Origin of the sequence: Virgibacillus proomii (assembly GCF_900162615.1) — a bacterium.
In the GTDB taxonomy this organism is placed as follows: Bacteria; Bacillota; Bacilli; order Bacillales; family Amphibacillaceae; genus Virgibacillus; species Virgibacillus proomii.
Map to the genome: position 1 here is coordinate 1963460 of NZ_FUFN01000010.1, position 24885 is coordinate 1988344.

Consider the following 24885-nt stretch of genomic DNA (forward strand, 5'->3'; position numbering starts at 1 on the left):
GACGCGGTTACAAAAGATGGTTCAAACCATAACATTGTAAAATAAGGAAACCTCTTGATACAATAAAAAATCAGGCTATGAGGGTGGTAGTAATGTCATTGTTTCGTGTAGAAAGTTTAAAAGTTAATGGGATTTTAGAAATGGATAAGTTAGAAATACAAGCAAATAAAATAATTTGTATTATTGGTAAAAGCGGTAGTGGAAAATCGACTTTTCTGCGGCTATTAAATCATTTAGATTCCCCTGATCAAGGGAAAATTTTATATCATGGAGAAGATATTTCAAGTATGGATCCAATAAAGCTAAGAAGGAAAATTACGATGGTTCCGCAAACACCTGTTATTTTTCCAGGTACAATTAAAGAAAATTTGCTAATTGGTCAAAAATTTTCCGGTATAGAGTTAGCAGATGATGCTTATTTAAAGAAAGTGCTTAACCGAATATCCTTACATAAATCGCTGGAAACCCCGGCAGAAGATCTGTCAGGAGGAGAAAAACAGCGATTGTCCTTAGCAAGAGCAATGTTACTCGATGCAGAAGTATTTTTATTAGATGAACCGTCTTCTGCATTAGATAGAGCAACAGCAGATGACGTTGTCGGTGCATTTATCGATTTTATTAAAGCTGAAAATAAATCGATGCTTATGATTACGCATGATCTTGAAATAGCAAATCGTATAGCAGATGAAACCATTGATATGGATCAATATAGTAAAGCTACAGCCATGAATCAAAGTTAAAGGAAACGTTACGAGATAAGAAGTTTGAGGATGTTCAAAAAATCTGGTTTCTTTACTCGAGGGCATGCCAATCGGAGCTACAAAAGGATAGTGCGGAAGGGATACATCGCTATCTTTCCTAGGACGTTGTTCCGCCCACTTCGTCGATCACGGTCTCTCTTAACCCCTTTTTGAACATGCACTACGAGATAAACGTTGAAAGGAGTAGTAAAAAATGAATTCCACAACAGACTTGACTTTTTGGCAGCTATTATTTGCTTATGTATTTATGGTTATACTATGGATTATTGTTCGTGTAAAAGGGATACCTCGAGAAAAATTGATTATCATTTCCACATTACGGATGACTATTCAATTAATTTTAGTTGGGTATTTATTAATGATAGTGTTCAAAAATCCGCATCCACTTACCACACTAATCATTGTTCTGTTTATGCTCGCCTTTGCTATTTATAATGTTTATAAGCGAGCAAGTGTAGTGATTAATTTATCCGTAAAAAAGACAATTGCTTTATCGATGGCACTAGGTATATCGATTAGTATGATTTACTTTTTGTTTGTCGTTTTACAATTAGAACCGTGGTATAATCCGCAACTATTTATTCCGATCAGCGGTATGATTATTGGAAATGCGATGACAGGGATTACCTTAGGGGTTAATCAATTATTAATTGGTATGCGAGAGCAAAAAGCAAAAGTAGAAGGTGCTTTAATGCTTGGAGCAACTCCAAAGGATGCATCTAACTCGATTATTAACGAGGCGTTTGATTCTGCCATGCTTCCGACAATCAATTCTATGGTTGGTATGGGGATTGTGTTTTTACCGGGGATGATGACAGGGCAAATTATCGCTGGCGCTTCCCCGGTAGATGCGGTTAAATATCAAATTGCTATTATGCTTGGTGTAGCCGGTACAGTCGCAATTACAGTTGTGATCTTTCTGCATTTAACATATAAAACATTTTTCAATCATCGTGCACAATTAACTATTTCGCATGAATAAAATACTGTAGTAACAAAGACGCACTCCTTTTTTAGATGATTGACATAAGTAATCTAGAGGATAATTTAATTCTTACGCAACTTCACAACTAGTAGAAGAATATAAAGGAAAAACGAGCACATCATATTTTGCCTTCCGATAGACGGGGTTGGAAAATGATCAGATTACTTCTATAATAGAGAAAAAGTATACAGGAGGAAAAATAATGATATTTCCTTCCAAAAAAGATCGATGGATGGCTGTCTTGTTATGGGGTATTGTCCTTTTAGGTGTTTTCATACCGATGATTATGGGGAATTTTATATCTGCATTGCTTATTCTTCCCTTGATATTATTGTTATTATGGTTTTGGTTTCGTACAGATTACTGTATTATCGATAACCAGCTTAAAATCCGTTACGGACCAATTCGACAAACCATTGATATTAATAAAATTAATACCATTTTTACAGCAAGCAAGAACCCGCTAGCTGTTGCTCCTGCTTTATCGCTTGATCGGATTGTTTTGGATTGCGGGAAGTTCGATGTAACTACAATCTCGCCACTGAATAAACAGCAATTTTTACAAATACTTATTGAAATCAATCCAAATATAAAAATCGAAAAAGGGCTTAAATCATAAAGTACCTTCAATCATTAGGGGTTTCTTTTATCCCCATCCAAAGGATCTCAAGCTAAAAGCGCGGGCGTCCTCGAAAAAGGAAACCGCTTTTTCTTCGTGCGATGCTCCTTCAAGGAAGCTTTCCTTATCCTGTTGGCCCGAACCAAACGGGGATTTGACTTGCATCCTCTCGTAGCATGGAAGTAGAGGGCTTAAGACGAGTTATATGCGAGATCATAGACCTCTTGATTTAACTGCATAAAAGGAGGATGACGAACGATGCGTGTCGTTAAAAATGTTAGTGAACTAATCGGGGAAACACCAATGGTCAAATTGAATAAGCTTGTTCCTGCTGAGGCAGCAGATGTTTATGTGAAATTGGAAATGTATAATCCAAGTCGAAGTGTGAAAGACCGCGCAGCATATAATATGATTAAAGTAGCTGAGGAGAAGGGGCTACTTAAGCCGGGAGATACGATTATCGAGCCTACTAGTGGAAATACCGGTATTGGCTTAGCGATGAATGCTGCTGCAAAAGGGTATAAAGCGATTATTGTTATGCCTGACAACAGTACAGAAGAACGCAGAAACATTTTGCGAGCATACGGAGCAGAGATTGTTTTAACACCAAGTGAGAAGAAAATGCCCGGTGCTATCAAAAAAGCGTTAGAACTGCAAAAAGAAAATCCAGGCAGCTTTATTCCGCAACAATTTGAAAATGAAGCAAATTCGGATATCCATCGAAGAACAACAGCTTTAGAAATCTATGAGCAGATGGAAGGCGAACTGGATTCCCTTGTATGTACAGCAGGAACTGGAGGAACGGTAACCGGCACAGGTGAAATTTTAAAAGAAAAGCTCCCAGATCTTCATATTGCTGTGGTAGAACCAAAAGGATCTCCAGTACTGTCAGGTGGAAAGCCAGGAAAGCATAAACTGGTCGGCACCAGTCCAGGATTTATTCCTGATATATTGAATACATCGATTTATGATGAGATTATCCAGATTGCGGATGAGAATGCAGTGGATTTGTTTAAACAACTTGGTCAAAAAGAAGGTATTTTTATTGGGCTTTCTGGTGCAGCTGCTGTTTTTGCTGCTATTCAAGTAGCAAATAAACTTGGTAAAGGGAAAAAAGTGGTTTGTATTGCACCAGATTCAGGGGAGCGATATTTAAGCATGAATTTATTTGCAGAAGAGTGAAGATATCATATAAGAGAGAATTACTTTCTTATGATAAAGTCATATTATCTCGGGGGAAAGAAGTGCGCAAACGAACGACATTTATTATAATTAGTACCATTTTTACCTGTTTGCTCCTTGCTTTTATCGAGCATGGATTAAACACCAATTATGCAATGAAATCAATTAGTAAAATAGGTTTATTTTTACTAAACATTTGGCTATATCAAGTATTATTTAAAGACTTTCGCTTTTTAGATGTATTAACCTTAAAAAAGTTTAACCAGCGTGATTTGCAGCGATTGTTATTTTTAGGCGTCTTATCAGCAAGCATTGTTCTTGCTGCCTATTATTTCTTTCAACCATATTTTACAATTAATCAAATTAAAGGAGATTTAACGAATCGCTTAGGGATAACTACTATAGGTTTTATTTTTGTCGGACTGTATATAACTTTAATCAACTCATTTTTAGAAGAGTATTTCTTCCGAGGATTTGTTTTCTTTTTGCTTCCGAGAAAAATGGCTTATCTATTTAGTCCGCTATTATTTGCCACGTACCATATTCCCATGATTGCTTTATGGTTTAGCCCGATATTGATTGGCATTTGCTTTATCGGGTTATGGCTCATTGCAATTATTTTTCATAGGGTAAATGAAAAAGATCGTACCATTTGGTCTTCCTGGATTATTCATATTTGCGCTGATATAATGATTATTTCAATCGGTATAACATTTTTCTATTTCTAAGCATAGTTTGCTGTTAGTTGCATATAAATTTACAGCAATGACCTGATTGGGTTACATCATTCATTTCAGTTTAAAGATAATCAGCCTTTGTTTTTTAATCTTTTTTCAACTGTGGAATTGAATAGTCAATAATAGCCATAGAGAACCTTGATTGCAAAAAACTCACATTTTCTTTTTTATACTATAGGAAAGCATAAAGTTTTTAGGTTTATCCCGCATGTAAGGTGCCGTAGGGCTTCCACTATAAGATCCTGAGTTGGTACAAAAGGGTCAAAGTGGAAGAACGGCACCTAAATGCCCGATTCGTTCAAACTAACATTGCATGTAAAAAGCATTCCACGGAATAAGTTTCACTTTATCGTATAAGAAAAAAACAGCTTTCGCTAAAGACTTGGCGACAAGCCAAATTTTTCTAAAAATATGCCTATCTCCCTTTGTAAAATCATTCCATTTATTCTTATACTGTATGGCGTTAATAAAAATCCAGAAATAAAATTCACAGACAATACATTGATTTCAATAACTATCATTCATTTCTAACAGTAAACGAGATTTGTTTACCTGTTAATAACAATTCCTTTATAAAAACTTTGGATAATGATATAGTTTATCATGTATGTTTTAAGTTAAGCTTTTGGAGGTTATAGAAAATGAACAAGGAAATTAAAATACGTTCTTTAGAGCGTGAAGATTTACAATTTGTTCATGAACTAGGAAATGATGCAAATATTATGGCCTATTGGTTTGAAGAACCATATCATTCTTTTGTAGAGTTACAGGATATATATGATAAGCATATTCATGATCAAAGTGAGCGGCGGTTTATTCTTGAATCAAAAGAAGGTGAAAGGCTCGGTCTCGTTGAATTAGTAGAGATTGATTATATTCATCGAAATGCGGAATTTCAAATCATTATTAAACCAGAGCATCAAGGTCGGGGCTATGCAGTAACTGCCGCGCGGTTAGCAATGGATTATGCTTTTTCCATATTAAATTTGCATAAACTCTATCTGATCGTTGACAAGTATAATGAAAAAGCAATTCATGTTTATAAAAAAGTCGGTTTTAAAGTCGAAGCTGAATTAAAAGATGAATTCTTCGTTGAAGGCAGTTATCATAATGCTTATCGAATGTGTATTTTTCAACATGAATATTTAAACATGAAAAATAAGCCCTCATAGAGTTAATCACAGTATTGCAAGGGGTATTTTATCGAAGCGATCCTGTAATAAACCAACTATAGTAAGTTAAAAAACTTCCGTTGAGTGGGAGTTTTTTATATGTCAAGAAGTACAGCTTATGGAAAATGAATTTTGCTGATTTATATAACCTGTTCTAATCATTAACTTTAAATCGTCTTAAGCTGCAAAATCGGTAAAAGCAGTTATCGTAAATAATATAACCTTCTTAATTAATTGTAAAAGAAATGAATAAACGATTAACAATGGCCATGTTAAGTAATACTGCAGGAGGAGCTTAACATGGGGGAAAATCGACAAGAAAGGAAGCTTAAAGAAAGTGGACGTGTGGAGTCAGATCAGGATGTTGGTCTACGTTAGGGTCTGCCATGATGTCGAGTTCAGAAGAAGCAGAAAACTAAATAACGGTGAAAAAATAATCCTAAAGCTATCGTAAATGTCGGTCGCTTTAGGATTATTTTTGAATAATTATCAGGTTTTCCTTTCAAACATGTTAATCTATATATAATTCACCTATATACAAAATGAGCAATTGGAGGATGGATAATTGGCATTTATTATTATAACAATCGTAGGTATTATTTTATTTGCAGGAATCGGAATGTGGTTATTCAAAATGAAAATAATCCGTGCTGGTCCAAAATATATTATCCAATTTATTACGGAAAATACGCAAAATAAGCGTGCAGCATTATCCATTCATTACAATGGAACAAAGTGGGCAGATATAAATGCAGATGAACTGCTTCCTTTAGCAAGCACGGTTAAAATTATTGTTGCTATCGAATACGCTAGACAAGCTGCAGAGGGAAAAATTGACCCCAATCAACTTGTACTATTAGAAGAGCTTGATACGTTTTATATCCCTAATACAGATGGTGGTGCTCATGAAGCATGGATTAATGGATTAGATAACGGGAAATTGACCACAAGTGTTCCCCTAAGCGAAGTTGCTAAAGGTATGATTGCCTATAGTTCAAATGCAAATACAGATTATTTAATAAGAGTGTTAGGATTAATGGAAATTAATAATTTGCTAAAAAGCCTGGAAATAGATCATGAACCGTTATATCCAATTGTTAGTGCCCTGTTTATTCCACTACAACTAATGAATGAAGAAAATTTATCCAAACGAGAAGTTTATCATGTATTGAAGCACATGAGTATGGATGAATACAGAAAGCGAGCAATAGACATACATCATAAATGGATAAAAAATCCACCATCCAATCAAACAAAAAAACAGATATTAAAGTTGTTAAATATGAAAGTTCAAAAAGTTTGGTCTGATCGTCTGCCCAGATCCACTACGAAGTCATACGTATCTATTTTAGATAAATTGAACCGAAAAACCTACTTTGATCGAAAAGTTTATCAGTACCTTAATTCTGTTATGGAGCAATTAATGAATAACCCTAATAATCAAAAATGGCTACTTCATGCCGGGCAAAAAGGTGGTTCGACAGCATTTGTACTGACGATGGCTATGTACGCTACGGATAAAGAAAATAACAAGACGGAATTGGCATTGTTTGCAAACAATTTATCCTATATAGAAAATATCAAGCTTAAAGCAAATTTAAATGAATTTCAGTTAGCCTTTTTAACAGATAAGAGATTTCGAGAGTTGGTTAAAGCAAGTTTGACTAGTATACACTCACTATAACGAAGACTTCCATAATTTGAGTATAACATTGCGTTTGTTTCTAGATCTTCTATTTTAATACACTAAAATGGAATGATTAAATTTAATAGTAAATTTTTTAAGACATACGCATTACTATAAATTTGTATTTGTTATATTAGTTAGGTAAGAAGAATAAAAAGATAAATAGCGAGTGAATCTGGAGAAGTCTATTATACTACAAGCCTTAGAGAAAAGAATAATTCACTATCAAGAACATCTATTCGCAATGGAGTGAATAGATCTTTTTAAATAGAGTGTTCATAAAATGATCTCGAAAATTTCTCTAAATTTTATAAGGTTTTATGATTAAGTGTAACTCAAATATTTATTTTGTAAAAAAGCTTGAATCGAACGTTACGTGTTATTTTATACTTGAGTTAGCAAGCCAAAAAAGGAGACGAACAAATGTACACCATAGGGGAATTATCTAAAAAGACGGGGGTTACAATTCGAACCCTTGATTATTATGATGAAATCGGTCTGTTAAATCCTGCTTCTACGACAAAAGGGGGACACAGACTATATGGGGAAGCGGAACTACTTCGACTAGAACAAATTTTATCATTAAAATTTTTAGGATTTTCATTGGATAAGATACGTTACATTTTGTAAGAACCTTCAGCTTCATGGGAGGAAGCACTTGGTGAACAATTATTAATGGTGGAAGAACAGAAAAAGCATATCGAAGAATTAGAACAATCTTTACGTGCTATCTTATATACGATTGAAATTGAAAAGGAAATAAAATGGGATTTAGTTTTTGGCATCATGCATTTATTTCAAAAGAAGAACAATGAGATCGATACGATACTGGATCGTCATATGAGTAAAGAGCACAAGGAAAAGATGCTGTCGGTTAATGGATGAAGATAAATTGGAGATATGGGTGGAGCTTATTAATGAAATAAAAGAGCATTTACATGTCGCTCCCGAATCCGAAATCGCTCAAAAGCTTGTAGACCGTTCAATGGAAGTTGTTTATGACATGTTTGGCAATGATGAAGCATTTCTTGATAATGCCTGGAATGCAATTAATGAAGAATGTGATGGTATTATGTTTTATCCAATGACGAAGGAGGTTGTAAATTTTATAAATAAAGCAAGATTGCAAAAGAATAGGGGGAGACGTTTAAAGTGAAAAATGCTGTTGAAATGAAAAATGTAACGAAAACATATGGTAAAAAAGTAATCGCATTAAATGGCTTATCGTTAACGATTAAAGCAGGAATAACGTTTTCCTTGCTTGGTCCAAATGGTTCAGGAAAATCAACAACAATTCGTATTTTAACTTCCTTAGCCTATCCAGATGAAGGAGAAATTCGAATTTTTGGTCAAAAGAAGCTAGATAAACATTTAATTGGTTGCGTTTCCCAATCGTCTGGCGTCGATCCGATGGGAACGGGAAGAGAAAATTTAATGCTTCAAGGAAGAATTTATGGACTTAAAGGAAAACGGTTAAAAGAGCGAGTGGACGAATTACTACATGCGTTTCATTTACAAAAAGATGCTAATCGATTAAGTAAAAACTATTCTGGTGGCATGAAAAGGAAGCTCGATCTGGCAATGGGGATTATCCATCGGCCAAAACTGCTGTTTCTAGATGAACCGACTACAGGATTGGATCCAGAAGCACGGAAGGATCTATGGGCTACCATTAAGCAGTTACAACATACAGAAGAAATGACAGTCATTCTTACTACGCATTATATGGAAGAGGCAAACGAATTATCCGATTGGATTGCTTTTATTAATGATGGAACTGTTGTCGTAGAAGGAACAGCAGAGGAGCTAAAAAGTAAAGTTGGTAAAGATACTGTTACTATTAAATGCGATGATGAGAAACGCGCATATATCATTTTACAAGCATCGTATAAAACAACATTAAAGGATAATAATCAATTGCTGATTATGGTGACGGAAGGGGAACGGAAACTGGCGGAAATTTTGGAAAAATTAAAAGAAAACGAAATTAATGTTTCTTCTATCACCGTTTCCAAGCCTGATCTAGGAGATGTATACCTTCTATACACAGGCAAAAAATTAAAGGTAGCGGAGGAAAAAGAATGAAACGATGGTCGGATACACTATGGATCTTTATTCGCTCTATAAAAATTTATTTTCGTGTCCCGTTTATTGTCTTAATGACGATTATCCAGCCCATATTATGGATGTTTCTATTTGGTGAAGTATTTTCAAGTATGGCAGATATTCCAGGATTTGGCGGTGAATCCTATATTGAATATCTAGGACCTGGTATCGTTATGATGAGCACGATGATGGCTGGAGCTTATGCTGGTTTAGGGATCATTAACGATCACAGAGAAGGGATTCTCGACCGGTTATTAATTTCACCGATTCACCGTTCTGCAATAGCGATGGGTGGTTTATTGCAAGAAGCTGCAACGATGGTTATTCAAGCACTACTTATGATTGGTGTCTCAGCTTTATTAGGAGCAACATTTTCAGGGGGGTTAATAGGAATTATCCAACTTACAATAATTGCTGTTTTATTAGGGCTGGGAATGGGGATGTTATCAACCAGTCTTGCACTATTCCTTTTAAAGGAGGAAAGCCTAACTGCTGCAGTCAGTTTTATTACCATGCCGCTGTTATTTCTTTCAGGAATGTTCATTCCACTTGAACTGGTACCCGACTGGATTGAAAAATTTGCTGCTATTAACCCGCTTAATTGGGCTGTCGAAGCTGGAAGAGAGATCATCACTACACAACCAGATTGGTCGATTGTAATACCTAATAGTAGTTACTTGCTACTCTTGTTTATTATCGCTTGTGTCCTTGTTCTTTTAGCATTTCGAAAATATCAAAAATCGTTGTAAATAGAACAGTTAAACTATTTGTTTAAATATCCATTGATCCAAGTTATTTTTAGAAAAATTGGGCAGGATCAACCGTTTCTTCATTTCTAAGTTTAAGAAAAAAATCAATAGTATGGAAGGAAGATGAGTTAGTGAAATTTAGAGATTTTTCTGCAGCACAAATACGGATAGCAAGACCTACAATAAATTTGCGGAAGTCATTCGGTTTTATGTAACTAGTAGTAATCAACCCCACTTCCATGCTATGAAGCGAACCGTGGTGGGGTGTTGAGTAACCCCCGAAGCCTGGTAATATCAACGATCCTGACCATGTGAGATTTTAAGTGGAATAACGGACTGCCACAGATTCATAATTTCAGTGAGATCATTTATGTTGTGGTCATAAAAGGTAGGTCATCCCAAAAGTAAATATACTTTAGAAGGGATGACCTTAGAAGAAAACATTTATATGTGAACTCCAGAATTTTTTACATTATAAATAATATTTGATCGTTCTATAGAGTCAATATCAATAGGGAGTAGTAAAATACTATCACCTAGAAGGGTTAACGAAGGTGTTTTTGCATTAGCTGAATTGGTAGCATTTACATGAAGTACACTTACCCCAACATAAGCTCCATCAACTATTTCATCCATTAATTGGCTGTTTGTAAGGGTAACTTTATCGGAAGTGACATTTCCTGTTGATTCAATATTTACATTTCCACTTGATATAGAAATAGATTCACTTACATCTAAAATTTCATCCATTAATTCACCTTCTGTCATTAGAACCTCGCTTGGTTGCGACCCTTTTTTGTCGAAATTTCCTGTATCATTTATAGAAACATTAACACTACTACTTGTACCGTTAGCTGCATCTACGATCTCATCAACTAATTCACCACCAATAATTTCAAGTTTATTTCCAGAAACCTTAGCTGATGAGGTCATGGTAAACTCCATAACTGTTTTGGTAAAATCATCTTCAAAATCCACAGTTTCATCAATAAGTTCACCTTCGGTAATTTTTAATTCATCACTATCTATTTTACTCGTATTGTTCAGATTTATCTTTATTTCAGAATCATAAGATAATTCACCATCCATTACCTCGTCAATTAATTCACCTTCTTCAATAAACAACTGTTTTCCATAAAAATTTGAAGAATCATTAAAATTGATTTGAATATTTGAAGTATAAAACCCCTCACCATCTAAGGTTTCATCAATTAATTCACCTTCATAAACAAATAAGACGGGACTAGTAACATTTGAAGTTCTTATTACATTAACATTTATAGTTGAGGTGGAAATACTTTCCATATCAAGTAATTCATCAATAAGTTCACCATCTTCTACTTCTAGCTTAGTCAGTACATTAACGTTTCCAGTATCCACAAATTTCACTTCAATTGCACTAGATTCAATGTCTTCAGAGTCAATTAATTCATCGATTAATTCTCCATCAATAATCGTAACTGATTCAGATGATACGTTACTAGATTCATCAACATTAAGATTTATTTTACTATTTGAAATTACTCTACCATCTATAATTTCATTAATTAATTGCCCTTTATATATTCTAAGTATTCCCATGTTTGTATCTAAGTTTGATTTGATGTTAGCACTATTCGTAATATTAACATTAATATTTTCAGCGTTAATGGTCGTGGAATCTGAATCAGAAGGTATGTTTATAACACTTTCAATCAAACTTCCACCACCAATATGTAATGTGGAGTCATGATTAGCTAAAGTAACATTTGCTGAATTATTGATATTTACGTTTACGGTACTTTTAGAAGCGATAGTCCCAATGATTAAATCTTTAATTAAAGCTGGCTCTATAGAATAAGTATCTTCAAGAATATTATTACTTTCATCGTAGTTTTTTTCTCCTACAATAAGAGTATTTAAAAGTTCTACATTGGCGCTATTATCAATATTTATAGTAACTGAGGCGCCTTCCCCTATATTTCTGATTAAACTAGGGATAAGTGAACTTGGGTTTGTATCGAAATGAAAATGATCAATTGTTAAATTTTTATAGTCCGAAATAGAAAGTACTATGTTTGAATATGGTTCTATATCAATTGGTGATGATGAAGTAAATGGAGTTTTTTCACCACCATCTTTTTGTATATAAATGCCCTCATACATATTACTCGTTGAACTAGGTCTAAGGGTGGAGGAGGGGGATGGGATAGGTAGTTCTTTATCATAGGTTATGTTTCCAGATCCAGTTTCTTTAAGAATTAAGTTCCCGACTCTTTTTACATTTATATCACCGGATCCATCATCAATAAAGACTTTTTGTGTAACATCTTTAACGTTTATATAACCAGCATCATCTGTAATATCAACATCACCATTCACTCTGCTGACAAGAACATCGCCGGACCTGTCTACTATTTTTATGGAACTGTTAATATTAAATAATTCAATACTACCAGAGCCATCCTCAATTTCTAATGTTTGATTTGAGATTGGAGCATCCAAAAGGTTACTATTATTTACAGTTATATTTCCAGATTTGTCTTTTATTGATAAATTCCCCGTATTTTCAATATAAATGTCTTTTTTATTATCAGTAATCGAGATTTCTCCAGAAAGATCATATAATTCGAGGCTGCTTTCTTCATCAATTATTTCGATATTTAAGTTAGGCGGCAAAGTAATTAATAAATCGATTAATTCATTTTTTCCAACCTTTGGATTGATTAATAAATAAGCGATATCCTTATCTTGAGTTAAGCTAAAGTCCATGTTATCAAGATTATTTATAGTTGTTAAATTAGCATCTATAGATGTAGCATTAGGAGTGCCTCGAATCGTAAGTTTGTTGATTGAAGAATGAATAACTAATTTTGTTATATTGTTTTGAGATACAGGCAATTGTTTGGCATAAGCAAGAGCTGGAGTTCTAAAAATAGAAGTGAACAATAAGATAATGAGAAGTGAAAATAAGAATTTTTTCACAAGACCCCTCCTGGTAATATTTATATTTAGTGTGATTATATAACAGAATATGTAAATATTTAAGATGGAAATAGTTAAAAAATGTTAATTATACAAAAAAGGAATTCGTATTAATTTTTATAATTCAAGTCACGGGTTCACTGTTTTGGAAAATTGCTTGTCAATCCAACAATATAGTGGGTTATCCTCTTTGCCCGCGCTATTTAAAATGTGGTCATAAGCCTTACAAGGAGGCATAGCTACGCGAAAATCGAAAAACGATTGATTACATATTAGAAAATAGTGGTTTGATTTTATAGAAGAATGGAAGACTTATCGTAATAAAGTCAGTTTTCCTAAAAACAGACCAATAAAGAATTGGTCCGAATAAACTTGGAATGTTAAATACAATTGGAGGTATTTTTACTGGAATTTACTCACACTAGGTTGCTTGTAGACAATTATAAAGAATATTTTGTATTTTATAGAGATGTATTGGGTTTAACGTCACTTGGGGAGATGAAAACTCTAATTATGCTAATTTCAAATTTAATGGTGCTACTCTAGGCGCTTTTTGAACGCAAACAGATAGCTGAAGCTATTGATGACGAATATTCTGTTGATATTGAAAAGGCTGATCGAACAGTGTTGATTTTTAAAGTGAAAAACGCGGAAGAGACATATCAAGAAATAAAATATAAAGTAGAGTTTATTACTAAACCAAATGAACAAAGGATTGGGGTATTAAGGGTACTCATTTTAGAGATCTTGCTGTGATCACTTTTAGAAATCGAAAGGGTCCAAGAATAATAATAAACAACTCATATATTTTTTGAAGTAACGTGTCCATTAGTGGAATGAGGATTACTAAACTGATTAAATTTTATTTCAAAGCTAAATAAAACAGAAGGGTAGATTAGAAATCAATCAAAGTAGTTTGTACATGTAAATAAAAACGTTTTATAGTTTACATAATATATATTATCGGAAGTTATTGAACGAAAAATATTTTTATCTCAAAATCAAAGTATTCTTAAGATAGTGAGACAAGACTAAAAAAATTACTATGAATCATAGTAATTTTTTTTATAGTTATTTAGTTAGTTCATCTGGGTCAATTTTCTGCAATGGTTTGCTTGCTGGTCCGTTAATTACTTCACCGGTATAAGAAAATCGTGAACCATGACATGGACAATCCCATGTACGTTCTCCTGAATTCCATTCCACTTCACAACGTAAATGTGTACAAGTTGTATCTACAATATGAACTTGATTTTCTTTATCCTTATAAACTCCAGCTCGATTGCCATTTATTCGTGTAACCGTTGCCTGATCCGATTGTAATTGTTCTATATAAGGATTTGTGTTATCAAGCTTTCCTTTTATCATATGTTTTGCTACATCGGTATTAATTTGCGTGAACTTTCGTATCGATGGATCTGCTTTAAATCGTGATGGATTAAAAACATCGGCGTATTCACTTGTCTCGTTTATAATTAAGTCACTTAATAATCTTGCGGCAACTGTGCCATTTGTCATGCCCCATTTACGGTAACCGGTTGCAACAAAAACTTTAGGTTGTGATTTTTTTAGTTTCCCGATATAAGGAATTTTATCTAATGTTGTTAAATCCTGTGCTGACCAGCGGTAATCATATGATTTTACTTGAAAATGTTCATCAGCAAACGCTTGTAGAGCTTTGTAATGCTCATGTGTCTGTTTTCCTTGCCCTGTTTTATGGTTTTCACCACTAATTAACCATAGTTTTTTTCCATTCCAATTCGTTGTGCGAACGGATCTAGTTGGTGACTCTGCATTAATATACATACCACCTGGGTATTCCTTAGCTGATTGAACAGCCAATACATAAGCCCTCTCTGCATACATTTTCGTAAAATAAAAGCTGTCTCGATCATAAAAAGGAAAGTGAGATGCAGAAATGATATAATTACATTTAATTCGATGGCCTTCTTTTGTTATAATCGAAGGATTTGTACGATTATCATCCATATCAACAGCAACCGTATTTTCATAAATATTTAAACCGTTTTTTATACTTGCATCAAGTAAGGCAGTTAAATATTTTAAAGGATGAAACTGCGCCTGGTTTTTCATTTGTAAAGCGGATTTCATTGGAATTTTTAGCGGCATCTGATCTAATAATTCACTCTTTATTTTTATTTGATCGTAAGCATTTTTTTCTTTTTCTAAATCATGCTGCCATTTTTCACAATTGGTAAAAATATATGCATGTTCTTTTCGGTAATCACATTCAATTGTTAATTCTTTTACCGTATTTTCGATAAATTGCTTCGCTTCATCCATTGCTTTATAATAAAGCATAGCCTGATCTACTCCAAAATGTTGGATAATTTCATCGTAAATCAGGCCATGTTGAGCAGTAATTTTAGCTGTTGTATGACCGGTAGTTCCCTTTAGAATAGGGTTTGCATCAATCAGTGTTACGTTGATATTATTTTTTGTCAACAAATATGCTGCTGTAATACCTGTAATCCCTCCGCCAACTATCCCTACTTCCGTATCGATGGACGTATCTAATGGCGGAAATTCTTTTATCGATGCTGTATCACGCCAATAAGAATGTGATTGAGAAGGTAATTGAGAATGAGCCAAATTTCCCCGCTCCTTTCAACTTTATTTATAACTAGTATGGACATAGCTAGTTTATTTTAGTCTCTGCAAATAGGTTTAGTTTATAAAAAATAGGTAATTTTTTAAATGAGGTGAGTATCATGCTAAAGCACGCAATACTTAGTGGACGTGTTCAGGGAGTTGGTTTTCGTTTCATGGCAAAGCAAAAAGCAGATGAATTAGGAGTTAAAGGATGGATCAAAAATAATGATGATGGAACAGTAGAGCTAGAAGCAGAAGGAAATAAAGCCCAATTAGAACGATTTATGGTGGCATTAGAAAACGGTCTTAATCCGTTCATCAAGGTTACGCATATCGAACAAAAAACTTGCGAAGAGGATAAAGGCTATACAAAGTTTTCCATCAAATAATTAAAAGTTAAAGTATCTAACTCGCCAAGGTAACATATGCTTTATCACATAAATTCAAGTATATTTCTGGAAACAACTATTTTGTTTCTCTTCATAAAAAGCAAGCTGCTCTATTCTAAGCAGCTTGCTTTTTATGAGCTGGAAAATTATAAAATTTGTTTATAGGTATCCATATCTTACGCTAGTGCCTAGCTTCTAAACGATCACTTGCGCTTTTGTTTTTATTCTTATTGTTCTTCAAAAAATTTACGATTTAGCTCAATGTATTCAGTTTCCTCTTCTGGAACTTCATCTTCCATATAAATTGCTTCTACTGGGCATACTGCTTCACATGCGCCACAGTCAATACATATATCAGGATCAATATAAAACATATCTTTTCCTTCTTCTATGCAATCAACAGGGCAAACTTCTACACATTCTCCTGATTTTTCATCTTTACAAGCTGACGTAATAACAAAAGCCAAGACGGCTCTCCTCCTTCTTTCCATTAAACCAAATATATTAATAAATAATGTACTAGTTATTATAACGTATTTTCAACAAAAAATGAAAGTAATAATAGGTTATTTAACGTTTCTTTATGAAAGAAGTATAACTAAATTTACTCTATATAATTAATCGACAAATTTTTGCCAAACTGTATGATTTCCAGTTTGAAAAGCCCATGCATCATCAATTTTACTTTAAAAGCAATGCTTAAGATTGCTTTGAGTTTTGTTCGGTATGATGCAGTTTCCAGTTGTTTATTAGTAAAACGATCCGTTCCGTTGCTTGATTAGCTGACTCACCAGTTAGAAGGTTTATTTTTTCAGCAAATGGCCGAAAAAGTCAGCTGCATGTATATATATGGACTAGGAACGATGTAATTGACCTTGTCCATCTGCAGAACAATGACAAACCAAAAAATTTGTTTCTGCAACTTATTTAAGTATTTCAAACGTAAACCAAACTCCTAATGACCATGAACTAGTGATGAGCATGGGATTCAATAAAAAAGACTTGAAATGAACAAAACAAGCTCTTCCTCAGCTAATTAACCTCTTCAAAATATTCTTTGCGAAACCCGCCAATACGATTACTGTTATCAATAATAAAATAAAACTCATCGGTCTCATTTTTAACATCATACATTTTTCCTGGTGTTAATTTTCTATTCACAATATATTTTTTAGCATTGGTATGAACACATTTTAATTGCTTCATTGTTTCTCTGTTTTCCCAGTTTAAATGGATCATTATAATGACACTCCTCTCCGCTATTAGTTTACATAATAATTTTATTGTTAACTAAACTTCATCAACATCAAACAAACGTTCATATTCTTCGTAGCCTTCTTCTTTAAGCTTCTCCTTAGGGACAAATCGCAGTGCTGCAGAATTAATACAATAACGAAGTCCGCCTTGGTCTTTTGGACCGTCTTCAAATACATGACCTAAATGCGAATCAGCATCCTTGCTTCTTACTTCTGTACGTATCATCCCATGTGATGTATCCAGCTTTTCTTTAAGCTGATAATCGTCTATCGGTTTCGTAAAGCTTGGCCAACCACAGCCAGCATCATACTGATCTTTTGACGAAAATAGTGGTTCTCCTGAGACAATGTCTACATAAATACCTTCTTGATCATTGTTCCAGTATTCGTTTTGAAACGGTCTTTCCGTTCCGTTTTCCTGGGTAACATGGTATTGGATCGGTGTCAACTTCTTTTTTAAGTCTACCTTATTTACCTTGCTTTTCCAATGTTTATTGATAAAATCCTCCCTGCCGGAACCTTTTTTATAAAGACGATAATGAAAAGATTGTTTTTTATAATATTCCTGATGTTGTTCTTCAGCTGGGTAAAAAGGTTTTGCAGGAAGAATTTTCGTCACAATTGGTTTGGAAAACTTACCACTTGCTTCTAATGCTTGCTTTGACGCTTCGGCTTGTTGCCTCTGTTGTTCGTTATGATAAAATATTGTAGTATGGTACGATTCACCTCGATCATTAAATTGTCCATTAGGGTCTGTTGGGTCAATTTGCTGCCAAAAGGTATCTAATAACTTTTGATAAGGCATCATCGTTGGATCAAACTCTATTTGTACTGCTTCCACATGACCTGTAGTATTTGAACAAACCTGTTCATACGTAGGATTTGGCACAGTACCTCCTGTGTAGCCTGATGTTATCCGGATGACCCCAGGACGATTATCAAATGGTTCAACCATACACCAAAAGCAGCCCCCAGCAAATGTTGCATATTCTTTCGTTGTGTCACTCATTATCCATCATCCCCTCATTCTTTTCCTCTATTTTTCCCTGAATAGAAGAAAAAATCAAGCTGGGCGCATTATTTTAAATAAATAATTTCGGTACAGATTTTCCTTTTTGTTGTTCATCCTCTATTATAGACGGTTCATTTGCTTTTTCCGATTCTAATTCGGTTTGATCTGATTTCGGTAATTCCGATTCGTCTTTTTTATTTTCTTCCGTTTCTTCCTTTTCTTCTTCATCTGTATCATCTTCTGTATCGTCTAAGGATTTAAAAGCCTTCATCATGCGAAACATTGCTGGTAAATTCTTTACCATGGGTCCATATTCCTTTACAATAGGAGCAGCATTTTGTACGACATTTATAACCTGTTGCATATTATCTAATGCACCGCTTAAGCCACCAATTCCTTTACTAACACCCCCTCCAGCACCCGTGCTTGCTCCGGATTGTGGCTGTAACAAACTTAATAGATTTTTTAATTTACCTCCTTTCGTAGCTGCCTGTTGCATCCCCGAAAAATTGCCTCTGGAAAAAGGACCAGCTTGAAAGGGTGCATTTTGAAAATTACGCGGTTGAAGTTGTTGAAATGGTCTAAAATTATTTCCCATATTGCCTTGTTGCATATGGAATGGAAAGTTAACCGATCGTTGTGGGGAAAACACCATGTTGATATGCCTCCTTTCTTTATGCTATTACCTATATTAGTGTACGTAGACCTAAAGAAAAAGTGTAGGCATTTATTGAATTACTATGGTTTACAGAGGAATTATAAAGTTTAGCATGAAGCTGTTAGACGAATGAGGAGTTGTTACGGATTTAGATAAACGAAGCATAAAAATTAGTCAATCGAAAAAAATAGCGACTTTTTCTTTGCTGAATATTTCCCGGGCAACCGCATATAGCTACAGCATTTGCAAATAATTCGTATTCATTTGCCGAATATTGCAGAAGATCACAGTAATAGGTATGTAACTAAGAACAAAATTTAGGAGCACTCACTTATTAGCGTACAAACTGGGAACTGCTGCTGACAGGATAATGTGCAACTTCATGAAGGGTTCCTTTCTTTTTTTCATCTTGAAACAGATAAAGTTCATTTGTAGACTTCCTTAAGAAATCTCGGTGCATTGCTATCGCAAGTATACCCCACTTCTATTGCAACGCCTTTTAGTCGATGTTAAAAATTATTCAGCATATAAAATTAACTGTATTTTTCTTAATAGTAAAAAATTAATCAAACGTTTGTTTGAAACTTGAGTAATTAGGAATAGTGTTAGGAAAATGCGGATTAACAATATTGAAAAGTCCAACCTCCCCACTAATTCATAGAGAAATTGAACTTTTTCATTGCTTTATTAAAGTGCCCTTTAACGATCGGGAATTATTCAATTTGAAAGCACCTATAGCCAAGCAAGTCTCCAGAGGTATTCAGTAGAGATCATCCACATCAAAACTTTTGATATAAAAAACGACCTGTAAACATTCAAAACGAAAACTCAAGGATCGAGCTAACACGCCTATGAATGACATTTCATTGTTTTTAGACAACAATGAAAATATTACCAAATTTTATACGATAGGTAGACAGGTTCTGAATATAATTTAATATGGATTAAAACAGAATTAAAATTCCCAAATGCAACCGATTCAAGATATGATCGGGGTTTCCAAGATTTTTCTGAAGTTAATAGCAGAGAAAAATAACATGAATCAATTCAAATTTGAATCGAATGATTTTGAATAAAGCATACACGAACAAGGTAAATAGTGTCATTTCCTTCGTTCCATTCTCATCCTCACCTTTATGAGCTTCGGGTGCTGATTAGGGAAATACTGTTACAATTACACCATCCATATTGTTACCTGATATTTCATAACGAAGATTGGTCGGCACATGAATGGTAGTATTCTTAGGAACAGGATGATAAAAGATCTTATATTTTTCTCCATTTACATTAGCAGAAATGTTTTTTTCTTCTTTTAGGTAATCCATATATTCTTCTAGAGCAAAATTCTTTTTTTTCATAATCGCGCTGTGAGGCAAACCAACATAACGGATATGCCATGGTTCATATTTAATTCCAGTAATATCAGTTTTATCCTGTGGATACCGTAATATAAAGCCGTATTTCCAGGCATTTTCTTTCAGCCACTTTCCTTCAGGTGCCCGATCCATTTTCGTTAAGCTTGATCCTACATCAAGTGATAAGCCTGAATTATGTTCACTATAACCTGCTGGCAAGGCATAATCCGCCCCCATTTCTTGGTAAAGCACACTTTGCTCAACAAAGTCTCGAAAGCCACTACTAATTAAAAAATGACTAACCCCTTCCTTTTCAGCATCATTGATCATCTGTGAAAATTTTTGTGTTATTCCTTTTGACAGATAAATATTCGTATCAAGCAACCCGTATCCATTTATCAATTCTTTATGTTTAGATAAATTTACGATATCTAATTTCACACTCTCTTGGCGAATAGGATATTTACTGTTGATTAAGAGCAGATTTCCTTGATAGATCTGTTCTTTTGAAATCTCTTCCTTCTGGAGATTTTCAGAAGTCCCTATATTATCTTTATGATTTTGATCATATTTTTGAATAACTACTTTATCCTGAAAAAACAGTGCTTTATTAATGAAAGTAACTCCTGCAAAACCTAAACATAATAAAAACAACAATAAATATCCCCACTTCTTCATTTTCAGTTTCCTCCTTGATCTTATATACTTAAAGGATAGGAAAAACTATTTAAAAAAAGAGTGGGGTAAATTTTAAATTTTTCTTAAATCTTTTTTAGCTTGATTATTTGGTTCACTTTTTGTGGTAAACCACTTCAAAAATCGTACGTATTAAAACTACTTTGGACAGTAATCAATCTATTATGTTGCTCAACAATATTTTTAGCAATGAACAAGCTAAGACGGTAAACGAATTGCATCATGTATGTGTCAACCCTAGAGTGGGGACATAACGGTTTACTAGAAGAATACCATTACAATTCAGAGAAAGTAGTCTCATTAGATTCTCTAAGACAACTGCAAGAAGCTGTTGTAACGAGATCTCAAGAAGGTAGACACTAAGTACTTAAGTGTTAAACGATAATGTTAATTTCAAAAAGATACCCAACATTCCCAATAAATAGAAAAACTTGAGGTATATATCCTCAAGTTTTTTACTCATCATGTAACGTATAAATTTCCCATAATTCATCAAAAACAGGTAATGCCGTAGGAAAAGGACTATTCCATTCTAAGTAGTTGCTAATTTCATCATAATTCGTGGACTGCTTGGGGAAATTGTGATCGGAAAATGCCCAATCAGCTAATCGGCACGGATCATCAGGCGGTTTTTTTCCTCGGAAAGTCATTAAAAAATGATAAAAGGATCGTGATTGCAATTGCCTCTCCTCCTTTTATTCAGAGTTATTCATAAATGCTTCATGTTTTCGTTGTTTTTTTCGATGTACAATTGTAGCGAGATAAATGCTGATTTCATATAAAATGATTAATGGAATAGCAACGACAATTTGTAATACAAAATCGGGCGGCGTTACAATAGTACCGATGATAACAAGAATAAAGTAAGCATATTTTCTAGTCTTTCTCATAAACTGTGGTGTTAAAATACCTAAGGCGGTTAAAAACATAGCAATTACTGGAATTTCAAACAAAACAGCAAAAGGGACAGTTACACGAATTAAAAATCCAAAATACTTGTTAACTGTAAACATTTCATTAAACATCCCATCGTTTAATGAAAGTAAAAAAGGCAAGATTAATTTAACGAACATAAAATAACCAAACACTAATCCGCCAATAAACAGTAAAAATACTGCTGGGATATAGGCAACCGTTGCTTTTCTCTCATTTGCTGTCAGACCTGGCCTTACAAACAACCAAACTTGTAAAGCAAAAATAGGCAGTGTACAAGCAATTGCTACTACACTGGCAAGCGTAAAATAAATCCAAATAATTTCCCCGGGACTAATAACTGTTAGTTTAAAACCTATATCACCTTGGAAAAAAAGATATATATCCTTTGAAAATATAAATCCAACAAGGAAAAATAGGATAAAAAATATTGCAGTTACAATAATCCTGTTTCTTAATTCAGCCAAATGACCCGTTATGTTCATTTCTTTCTCATCAATAGTTTGATTCTTAGACATCCTGTCACTCTCCCACACCATACAGCAAAATAAAATGATTGGTTAACAGATTTAAAAGTAAAAGAAGATGCAAGGATTTCACCTTACACCTTCTTTTATCCGTTTTTACTTTGATGTATGGTTTTCAGCGTTTCCTGATGAATCCCCGTCGGAAGCAATGCCCTTTGTTGCATTTTTAAATTCTTTTAACGAATTACCAAATGCCTTACCTATTTCCGGAAGCTTTGCTGGTCCAAAAATGACTAAAGCAATAATAAGTATTAAGACTAACCCGGGTATACCAATATTTTGAAACATCTCCCCACGCCCCTTTATTTGTTGTTGTTTTCTTGCTCTGAAATTATTTTCTTTGTCTCATTGATTTCCTCTTTTGCATCGCTTGTCAAATCATTTGCCGACTTTTTAAACTCTCTTAATGTTTGACCAGCCGCTTTACCTATTTCCGGTAATTTCTTGGGACCGAAAATGACTAAAGCAATAACCAAAATTAAAATCAATCCAGGAAAGCCTATATTAGACATTTTTACACCTTCTTTATAGAATGATTTTCTTCAACCTGTGTGTTCAAAAAGAGAGTTCGTAACGAAATTAATTATAAAGCGCTTTAAGTGTAACATGTTTTTATATAATGAGACAAGCAACATACGCTTTATATTGACAGATTATTAATTCTGGAAATCCCTCCCGTATTACTTTTTTCGATCATACTGAAGAAAGTAAAAATCATATGGGTTTTTCTCATCTTTTTCCTCTCGCTCTTTGGCAGTTAGCTCCCATTCTGCTTCAGAGAATTGCGGAAAATACGTGTCACCTTGAAACGCATGATCAATCCAAGTAATGTACATACGATCAGCGAACGGCAACATTTGTTCATAAATTTTTGCACCACCAATTACAAAATACTCCTTCTCCGGGTCCGCTTGATTCCATTCTAGAATTTTATTGATATCGGAAACAACTTCTATTTCCGGGGGGAAATCTCCCCCACTCCTTGAAAGAACAATATTCTTACGGTTTGGCAGTGGTTTTCCAATTGAATCAAACGTTTTTCTGCCCATAATTATTGTTTGATGCGTTGTCTTTTCTTTGAAAAAGCGTAAATCTCTGGGCAATCGCCAAGGGAGGCGGTTATTCAAACCGATCACATGATTTTTATCCATTGCAACAATGAAGGATATCATCGATCCACTTCCTTTCCTATTTATCCCACATCTAACTGGCAGTAAGCCCCCCGCCTCGAGGAGTAAGAGGGTTCAAAGAAGTCTAAGTAGGGGATAACTGCCTGTAAATGTCCGATTGGTTTAACTAACCTCATGAGTAGTGGATGAGAAAAAACCCCCACTCATGGAAGTTTCACTTTATACTGCAATTGGTGCTTTAATAGCTGGATGTGGGTCATAACCAATAATTTCAAAATCAGTAAGGTCAAAATCAAAAATAGAGGATTTTTCCTTATTTATTTTAAGTTGTGGCATGGCTCTTAACTCTCTTTTTAGTTGGGTCTTCACTTGTTCTACATGATTCACATAAATATGTGCATCTCCAAGCGTATGAACAAATTCTCCAGGTTGTAAATCACATTCATGAGCAATAAGATAGGTTAACAACGCATAACTTGCAATATTAAACGGAACTCCTAAAAACACATCACCACTTCTTTGGTATAGTTGACAAGACAGCTTCCCATCTGCAACGTAAAATTGAAATAACGTATGACAAGGTGGAAGTGCCATAGATGGAATGGCTTCTGGATTCCATGCGGAAACAATATGTCTTCTGGAGTCTGGTTTTGTTTTGATGGATTCAATAACGTCTTTTAATTGATCAATCGTCTCGTTTTGCGATGTTTTCCATTTACGCCATTGCTTTCCATAGACATCACCCAGATCACCATAGGTCTTTGCAAAAGTATCGTCTGTTAAGATCTTACTTTTAAAAATCTCCATCTGCTCTTGATAGCGTTCATTAAATTCAGGATCTGTTTGTGAACGGATACCGAAATTCGTCATATCCGGACCTTTATAATCACTGCTCTGAACCCACTTGGCAAACGCCCACTCATTCCAAATATTATTGTTATGCTGTAACAAATATCTAATATTTGTATCACCTTTAATAAACCAAAGCAGTTCACTGGCTACTAATCGAAAAGGAATCCGTTTCGTCGTTAATAGCGGAAAGCCTGCTTGTAAATCAAATCGCATTTGATAGCCAAATACGGAATAAGTACCTGTATTCGTTCGGTCTGTTTTTTTAATACCAGTTGTTAAAATATGTTTACATAAGTTCAAGTAAGCTGCTTCACCACTAACCATATGTAATTCCTCCAAACTTCTATATCTTATCTGTCTCATTGTACCATAAAAACAAAACTTGTCTCTAAGTTTGTAATATAAACGTAATTCATAAACAGCAAAATCCTACATAATCCTATAACAAATATAGAATTATACGATTCATCTTAACTACTTCAATAATCTTACCTCACGGAAC

The 24885-nt window shown here is 34.2% G+C and carries 26 protein-coding genes and 1 pseudogene; 14 read left to right on the plus strand and 13 right to left on the minus strand.

Translation table 11 applies throughout. The features are described 5' to 3' along the window. Positions 1-92 precede the first annotated feature (92 nt). The 13 genes and pseudogenes from BN1066_RS16540 (at position 93) to BN1066_RS16595 (ending at position 9998) form a co-directional block, all read left to right on the plus strand. The gene (locus BN1066_RS16540) at positions 93-740 is read left to right on the plus strand and encodes an ABC transporter ATP-binding protein (RefSeq protein ID WP_143695866.1); all 648 of its coding nucleotides are present in this window, start codon (positions 93-95) and stop codon (positions 738-740) included. A 214-nt stretch (positions 741-954) separates the two neighbouring features. Next, positions 955-1743: an ABC transporter permease gene (locus tag BN1066_RS16545; protein ID WP_077320546.1), complete on the plus strand. Its 789-nt coding sequence runs from the start codon at positions 955-957 to the stop codon at positions 1741-1743. Positions 1744-1948: 205 nt separating this feature from the next. Continuing rightward, entirely contained in the window at positions 1949-2365 is a 417-nt protein-coding gene (locus BN1066_RS16550; RefSeq protein ID WP_077320547.1) for a PH domain-containing protein, read from the plus strand. Positions 2366-2623: 258 nt separating this feature from the next. After that, positions 2624-3547 (plus strand): cysteine synthase A, encoded by a 924-nt coding sequence (gene cysK, locus BN1066_RS16555; RefSeq protein ID WP_077320548.1) that lies wholly within the window; start codon positions 2624-2626, stop codon positions 3545-3547. A 62-nt stretch (positions 3548-3609) separates the two neighbouring features. Beyond that, positions 3610-4275: a CPBP family intramembrane glutamic endopeptidase gene (locus BN1066_RS16560; protein ID WP_143695867.1), complete on the plus strand. Its 666-nt coding sequence runs from the start codon at positions 3610-3612 to the stop codon at positions 4273-4275. Between the two features lie 650 nt (positions 4276-4925). Continuing rightward, positions 4926-5456 carry a spermidine N1-acetyltransferase gene (gene speG / locus BN1066_RS16565; protein WP_077320550.1) on the plus strand — a complete coding sequence of 177 codons (531 nt, stop codon included), beginning with the start codon at positions 4926-4928 and terminating at the stop codon, positions 5454-5456. A 300-nt stretch (positions 5457-5756) separates the two neighbouring features. After that, a pseudogene (locus BN1066_RS21350) lies at positions 5757-5828 on the plus strand (YpzI family protein); the annotation flags it as partial. Positions 5829-6021: 193 nt separating this feature from the next. Beyond that, positions 6022-7140, plus strand: a complete 1119-nt coding sequence (locus BN1066_RS16570) for a serine hydrolase (protein ID WP_245799815.1) — start codon at positions 6022-6024, stop codon at positions 7138-7140. Positions 7141-7566: 426 nt separating this feature from the next. Further along, on the plus strand, positions 7567-7773 hold the full coding sequence (locus BN1066_RS16575) for a MerR family transcriptional regulator (protein WP_077320551.1): 207 nt from the start codon (positions 7567-7569) through the stop codon (positions 7771-7773). A gap of 45 nt (positions 7774-7818) precedes the next feature. Then, positions 7819-8028, plus strand: a complete 210-nt coding sequence (locus BN1066_RS16580) for a hypothetical protein (RefSeq protein ID WP_077320552.1) — start codon at positions 7819-7821, stop codon at positions 8026-8028. Further along, the gene (locus BN1066_RS16585; protein WP_077320553.1) at positions 8021-8299 is read left to right on the plus strand and encodes a hypothetical protein; all 279 of its coding nucleotides are present in this window, start codon (positions 8021-8023) and stop codon (positions 8297-8299) included. The genes BN1066_RS16580 and BN1066_RS16585 overlap by 8 nt, the downstream gene beginning before the upstream one ends. Continuing rightward, the gene (locus BN1066_RS16590; protein WP_143695869.1) at positions 8296-9228 is read left to right on the plus strand and encodes an ABC transporter ATP-binding protein; all 933 of its coding nucleotides are present in this window, start codon (positions 8296-8298) and stop codon (positions 9226-9228) included. The genes BN1066_RS16585 and BN1066_RS16590 overlap by 4 nt, the downstream gene beginning before the upstream one ends. Further along, positions 9225-9998, plus strand: coding sequence for an ABC transporter permease (locus BN1066_RS16595; protein ID WP_077320554.1), 774 nt, complete (start codon positions 9225-9227; stop codon positions 9996-9998). Before BN1066_RS16590 ends, BN1066_RS16595 begins: the two co-directional genes overlap by 4 nt. 444 nt (positions 9999-10442) lie before the next feature. Here the strand turns inward: BN1066_RS16595 and BN1066_RS16605 are convergent, their stop codons facing one another. Both BN1066_RS16605 and BN1066_RS16615 read right to left on the minus strand, forming a co-directional pair. After that, entirely contained in the window at positions 10443-12962 is a 2520-nt protein-coding gene (locus tag BN1066_RS16605; RefSeq protein WP_077320556.1) for a DUF4097 family beta strand repeat-containing protein, read from the minus strand. A 1071-nt stretch (positions 12963-14033) separates the two neighbouring features. Further along, positions 14034-15575, minus strand: coding sequence for an FAD-dependent oxidoreductase (locus BN1066_RS16615; protein ID WP_077320557.1), 1542 nt, complete (start codon positions 15573-15575; stop codon positions 14034-14036). 119 nt (positions 15576-15694) lie between these two features. Here BN1066_RS16615 and BN1066_RS16620 point away from each other — a divergent pair, with 119 nt between their 5' ends. Further along, entirely contained in the window at positions 15695-15964 is a 270-nt protein-coding gene (locus BN1066_RS16620; RefSeq protein ID WP_077320558.1) for an acylphosphatase, read from the plus strand. 227 nt (positions 15965-16191) lie between these two features. On the opposite strand, the gene BN1066_RS16625 is transcribed toward BN1066_RS16620, so the two are convergent. The 11 genes from BN1066_RS16625 to BN1066_RS16675 form a co-directional block, all read right to left on the minus strand. Then, positions 16192-16431, minus strand: coding sequence for a DUF362 domain-containing protein (locus BN1066_RS16625; RefSeq protein WP_077320559.1), 240 nt, complete (start codon positions 16429-16431; stop codon positions 16192-16194). A 565-nt stretch (positions 16432-16996) separates the two neighbouring features. Next, the gene (locus BN1066_RS16630; protein ID WP_077320560.1) at positions 16997-17203 is read right to left on the minus strand and encodes a DUF6501 family protein; all 207 of its coding nucleotides are present in this window, start codon (positions 17201-17203) and stop codon (positions 16997-16999) included. Positions 17204-17254: 51 nt separating this feature from the next. Continuing rightward, positions 17255-18229: a peptide-methionine (R)-S-oxide reductase MsrB gene (gene msrB, locus BN1066_RS16635; RefSeq protein WP_077320561.1), complete on the minus strand. Its 975-nt coding sequence runs from the start codon at positions 18227-18229 to the stop codon at positions 17255-17257. A 73-nt stretch (positions 18230-18302) separates the two neighbouring features. Further along, positions 18303-18887 carry a VrrA/YqfQ family protein gene (gene vrrA / locus BN1066_RS16640; protein WP_077320562.1) on the minus strand — a complete coding sequence of 195 codons (585 nt, stop codon included), beginning with the start codon at positions 18885-18887 and terminating at the stop codon, positions 18303-18305. 1157 nt (positions 18888-20044) lie between these two features. Continuing rightward, on the minus strand, positions 20045-20923 hold the full coding sequence (gene vanY / locus BN1066_RS16645; RefSeq protein ID WP_077320563.1) for a VanY-A/VanY-F/VanY-M family D-Ala-D-Ala carboxypeptidase: 879 nt from the start codon (positions 20921-20923) through the stop codon (positions 20045-20047). Positions 20924-21396: 473 nt separating this feature from the next. Further along, on the minus strand, positions 21397-21621 hold the full coding sequence (locus BN1066_RS16650; RefSeq protein ID WP_281250278.1) for a YozE family protein: 225 nt from the start codon (positions 21619-21621) through the stop codon (positions 21397-21399). A 15-nt stretch (positions 21622-21636) separates the two neighbouring features. Next, positions 21637-22392: a twin-arginine translocase subunit TatC gene (tatC, locus tag BN1066_RS16655; RefSeq protein WP_077320564.1), complete on the minus strand. Its 756-nt coding sequence runs from the start codon at positions 22390-22392 to the stop codon at positions 21637-21639. Positions 22393-22497: 105 nt separating this feature from the next. Further along, on the minus strand, positions 22498-22689 hold the full coding sequence (locus tag BN1066_RS16660; RefSeq protein WP_077320565.1) for a twin-arginine translocase TatA/TatE family subunit: 192 nt from the start codon (positions 22687-22689) through the stop codon (positions 22498-22500). Positions 22690-22703: 14 nt separating this feature from the next. Further along, positions 22704-22913, minus strand: coding sequence for a twin-arginine translocase TatA/TatE family subunit (locus tag BN1066_RS16665; protein ID WP_077320566.1), 210 nt, complete (start codon positions 22911-22913; stop codon positions 22704-22706). A 168-nt stretch (positions 22914-23081) separates the two neighbouring features. Beyond that, a complete protein-coding gene (locus tag BN1066_RS16670; protein WP_077320567.1) occupies positions 23082-23573 on the minus strand; it encodes a dihydrofolate reductase in 492 nt (163 codons plus the stop codon). 177 nt (positions 23574-23750) lie between these two features. After that, the gene (locus tag BN1066_RS16675; protein WP_077320568.1) at positions 23751-24707 is read right to left on the minus strand and encodes a thymidylate synthase; all 957 of its coding nucleotides are present in this window, start codon (positions 24705-24707) and stop codon (positions 23751-23753) included. Between the last annotated feature and the right edge of the window lie 178 nt (positions 24708-24885).

Coding starts and splice junctions, on each gene's coding strand:
- BN1066_RS16540 (WP_143695866.1), top strand. CDS start 93: ATGTCATTGTTTCGTGTAGAAAGTTTAAAAGTTAATGGGATTTTAGAA.
- BN1066_RS16545 (WP_077320546.1), top strand. CDS start 955: ATGAATTCCACAACAGACTTGACTTTTTGGCAGCTATTATTTGCTTAT.
- BN1066_RS16550 (WP_077320547.1), top strand. CDS start 1,949: ATGATATTTCCTTCCAAAAAAGATCGATGGATGGCTGTCTTGTTATGG.
- cysK (WP_077320548.1), top strand. CDS start 2,624: ATGCGTGTCGTTAAAAATGTTAGTGAACTAATCGGGGAAACACCAATG.
- speG (WP_077320550.1), top strand. CDS start 4,926: ATGAACAAGGAAATTAAAATACGTTCTTTAGAGCGTGAAGATTTACAA.
- BN1066_RS16575 (WP_077320551.1), top strand. CDS start 7,567: ATGTACACCATAGGGGAATTATCTAAAAAGACGGGGGTTACAATTCGA.
- BN1066_RS16580 (WP_077320552.1), top strand. CDS start 7,819: ATGGTGGAAGAACAGAAAAAGCATATCGAAGAATTAGAACAATCTTTA.
- BN1066_RS16585 (WP_077320553.1), top strand. CDS start 8,021: ATGGATGAAGATAAATTGGAGATATGGGTGGAGCTTATTAATGAAATA.
- BN1066_RS16595 (WP_077320554.1), top strand. CDS start 9,225: ATGAAACGATGGTCGGATACACTATGGATCTTTATTCGCTCTATAAAA.
- BN1066_RS16620 (WP_077320558.1), top strand. CDS start 15,695: ATGCTAAAGCACGCAATACTTAGTGGACGTGTTCAGGGAGTTGGTTTT.
- BN1066_RS16630 (WP_077320560.1), bottom strand. CDS start 17,203: ATGATCCATTTAAACTGGGAAAACAGAGAAACAATGAAGCAATTAAAA.
- msrB (WP_077320561.1), bottom strand. CDS start 18,229: ATGAGTGACACAACGAAAGAATATGCAACATTTGCTGGGGGCTGCTTT.
- vrrA (WP_077320562.1), bottom strand. CDS start 18,887: ATGGTGTTTTCCCCACAACGATCGGTTAACTTTCCATTCCATATGCAA.
- vanY (WP_077320563.1), bottom strand. CDS start 20,923: ATGAAGAAGTGGGGATATTTATTGTTGTTTTTATTATGTTTAGGTTTT.
- tatC (WP_077320564.1), bottom strand. CDS start 22,392: ATGTCTAAGAATCAAACTATTGATGAGAAAGAAATGAACATAACGGGT.
- BN1066_RS16660 (WP_077320565.1), bottom strand. CDS start 22,689: ATGTTTCAAAATATTGGTATACCCGGGTTAGTCTTAATACTTATTATT.
- BN1066_RS16665 (WP_077320566.1), bottom strand. CDS start 22,913: ATGTCTAATATAGGCTTTCCTGGATTGATTTTAATTTTGGTTATTGCT.
- BN1066_RS16670 (WP_077320567.1), bottom strand. CDS start 23,573: ATGATATCCTTCATTGTTGCAATGGATAAAAATCATGTGATCGGTTTG.
- BN1066_RS16675 (WP_077320568.1), bottom strand. CDS start 24,707: ATGGTTAGTGGTGAAGCAGCTTACTTGAACTTATGTAAACATATTTTA.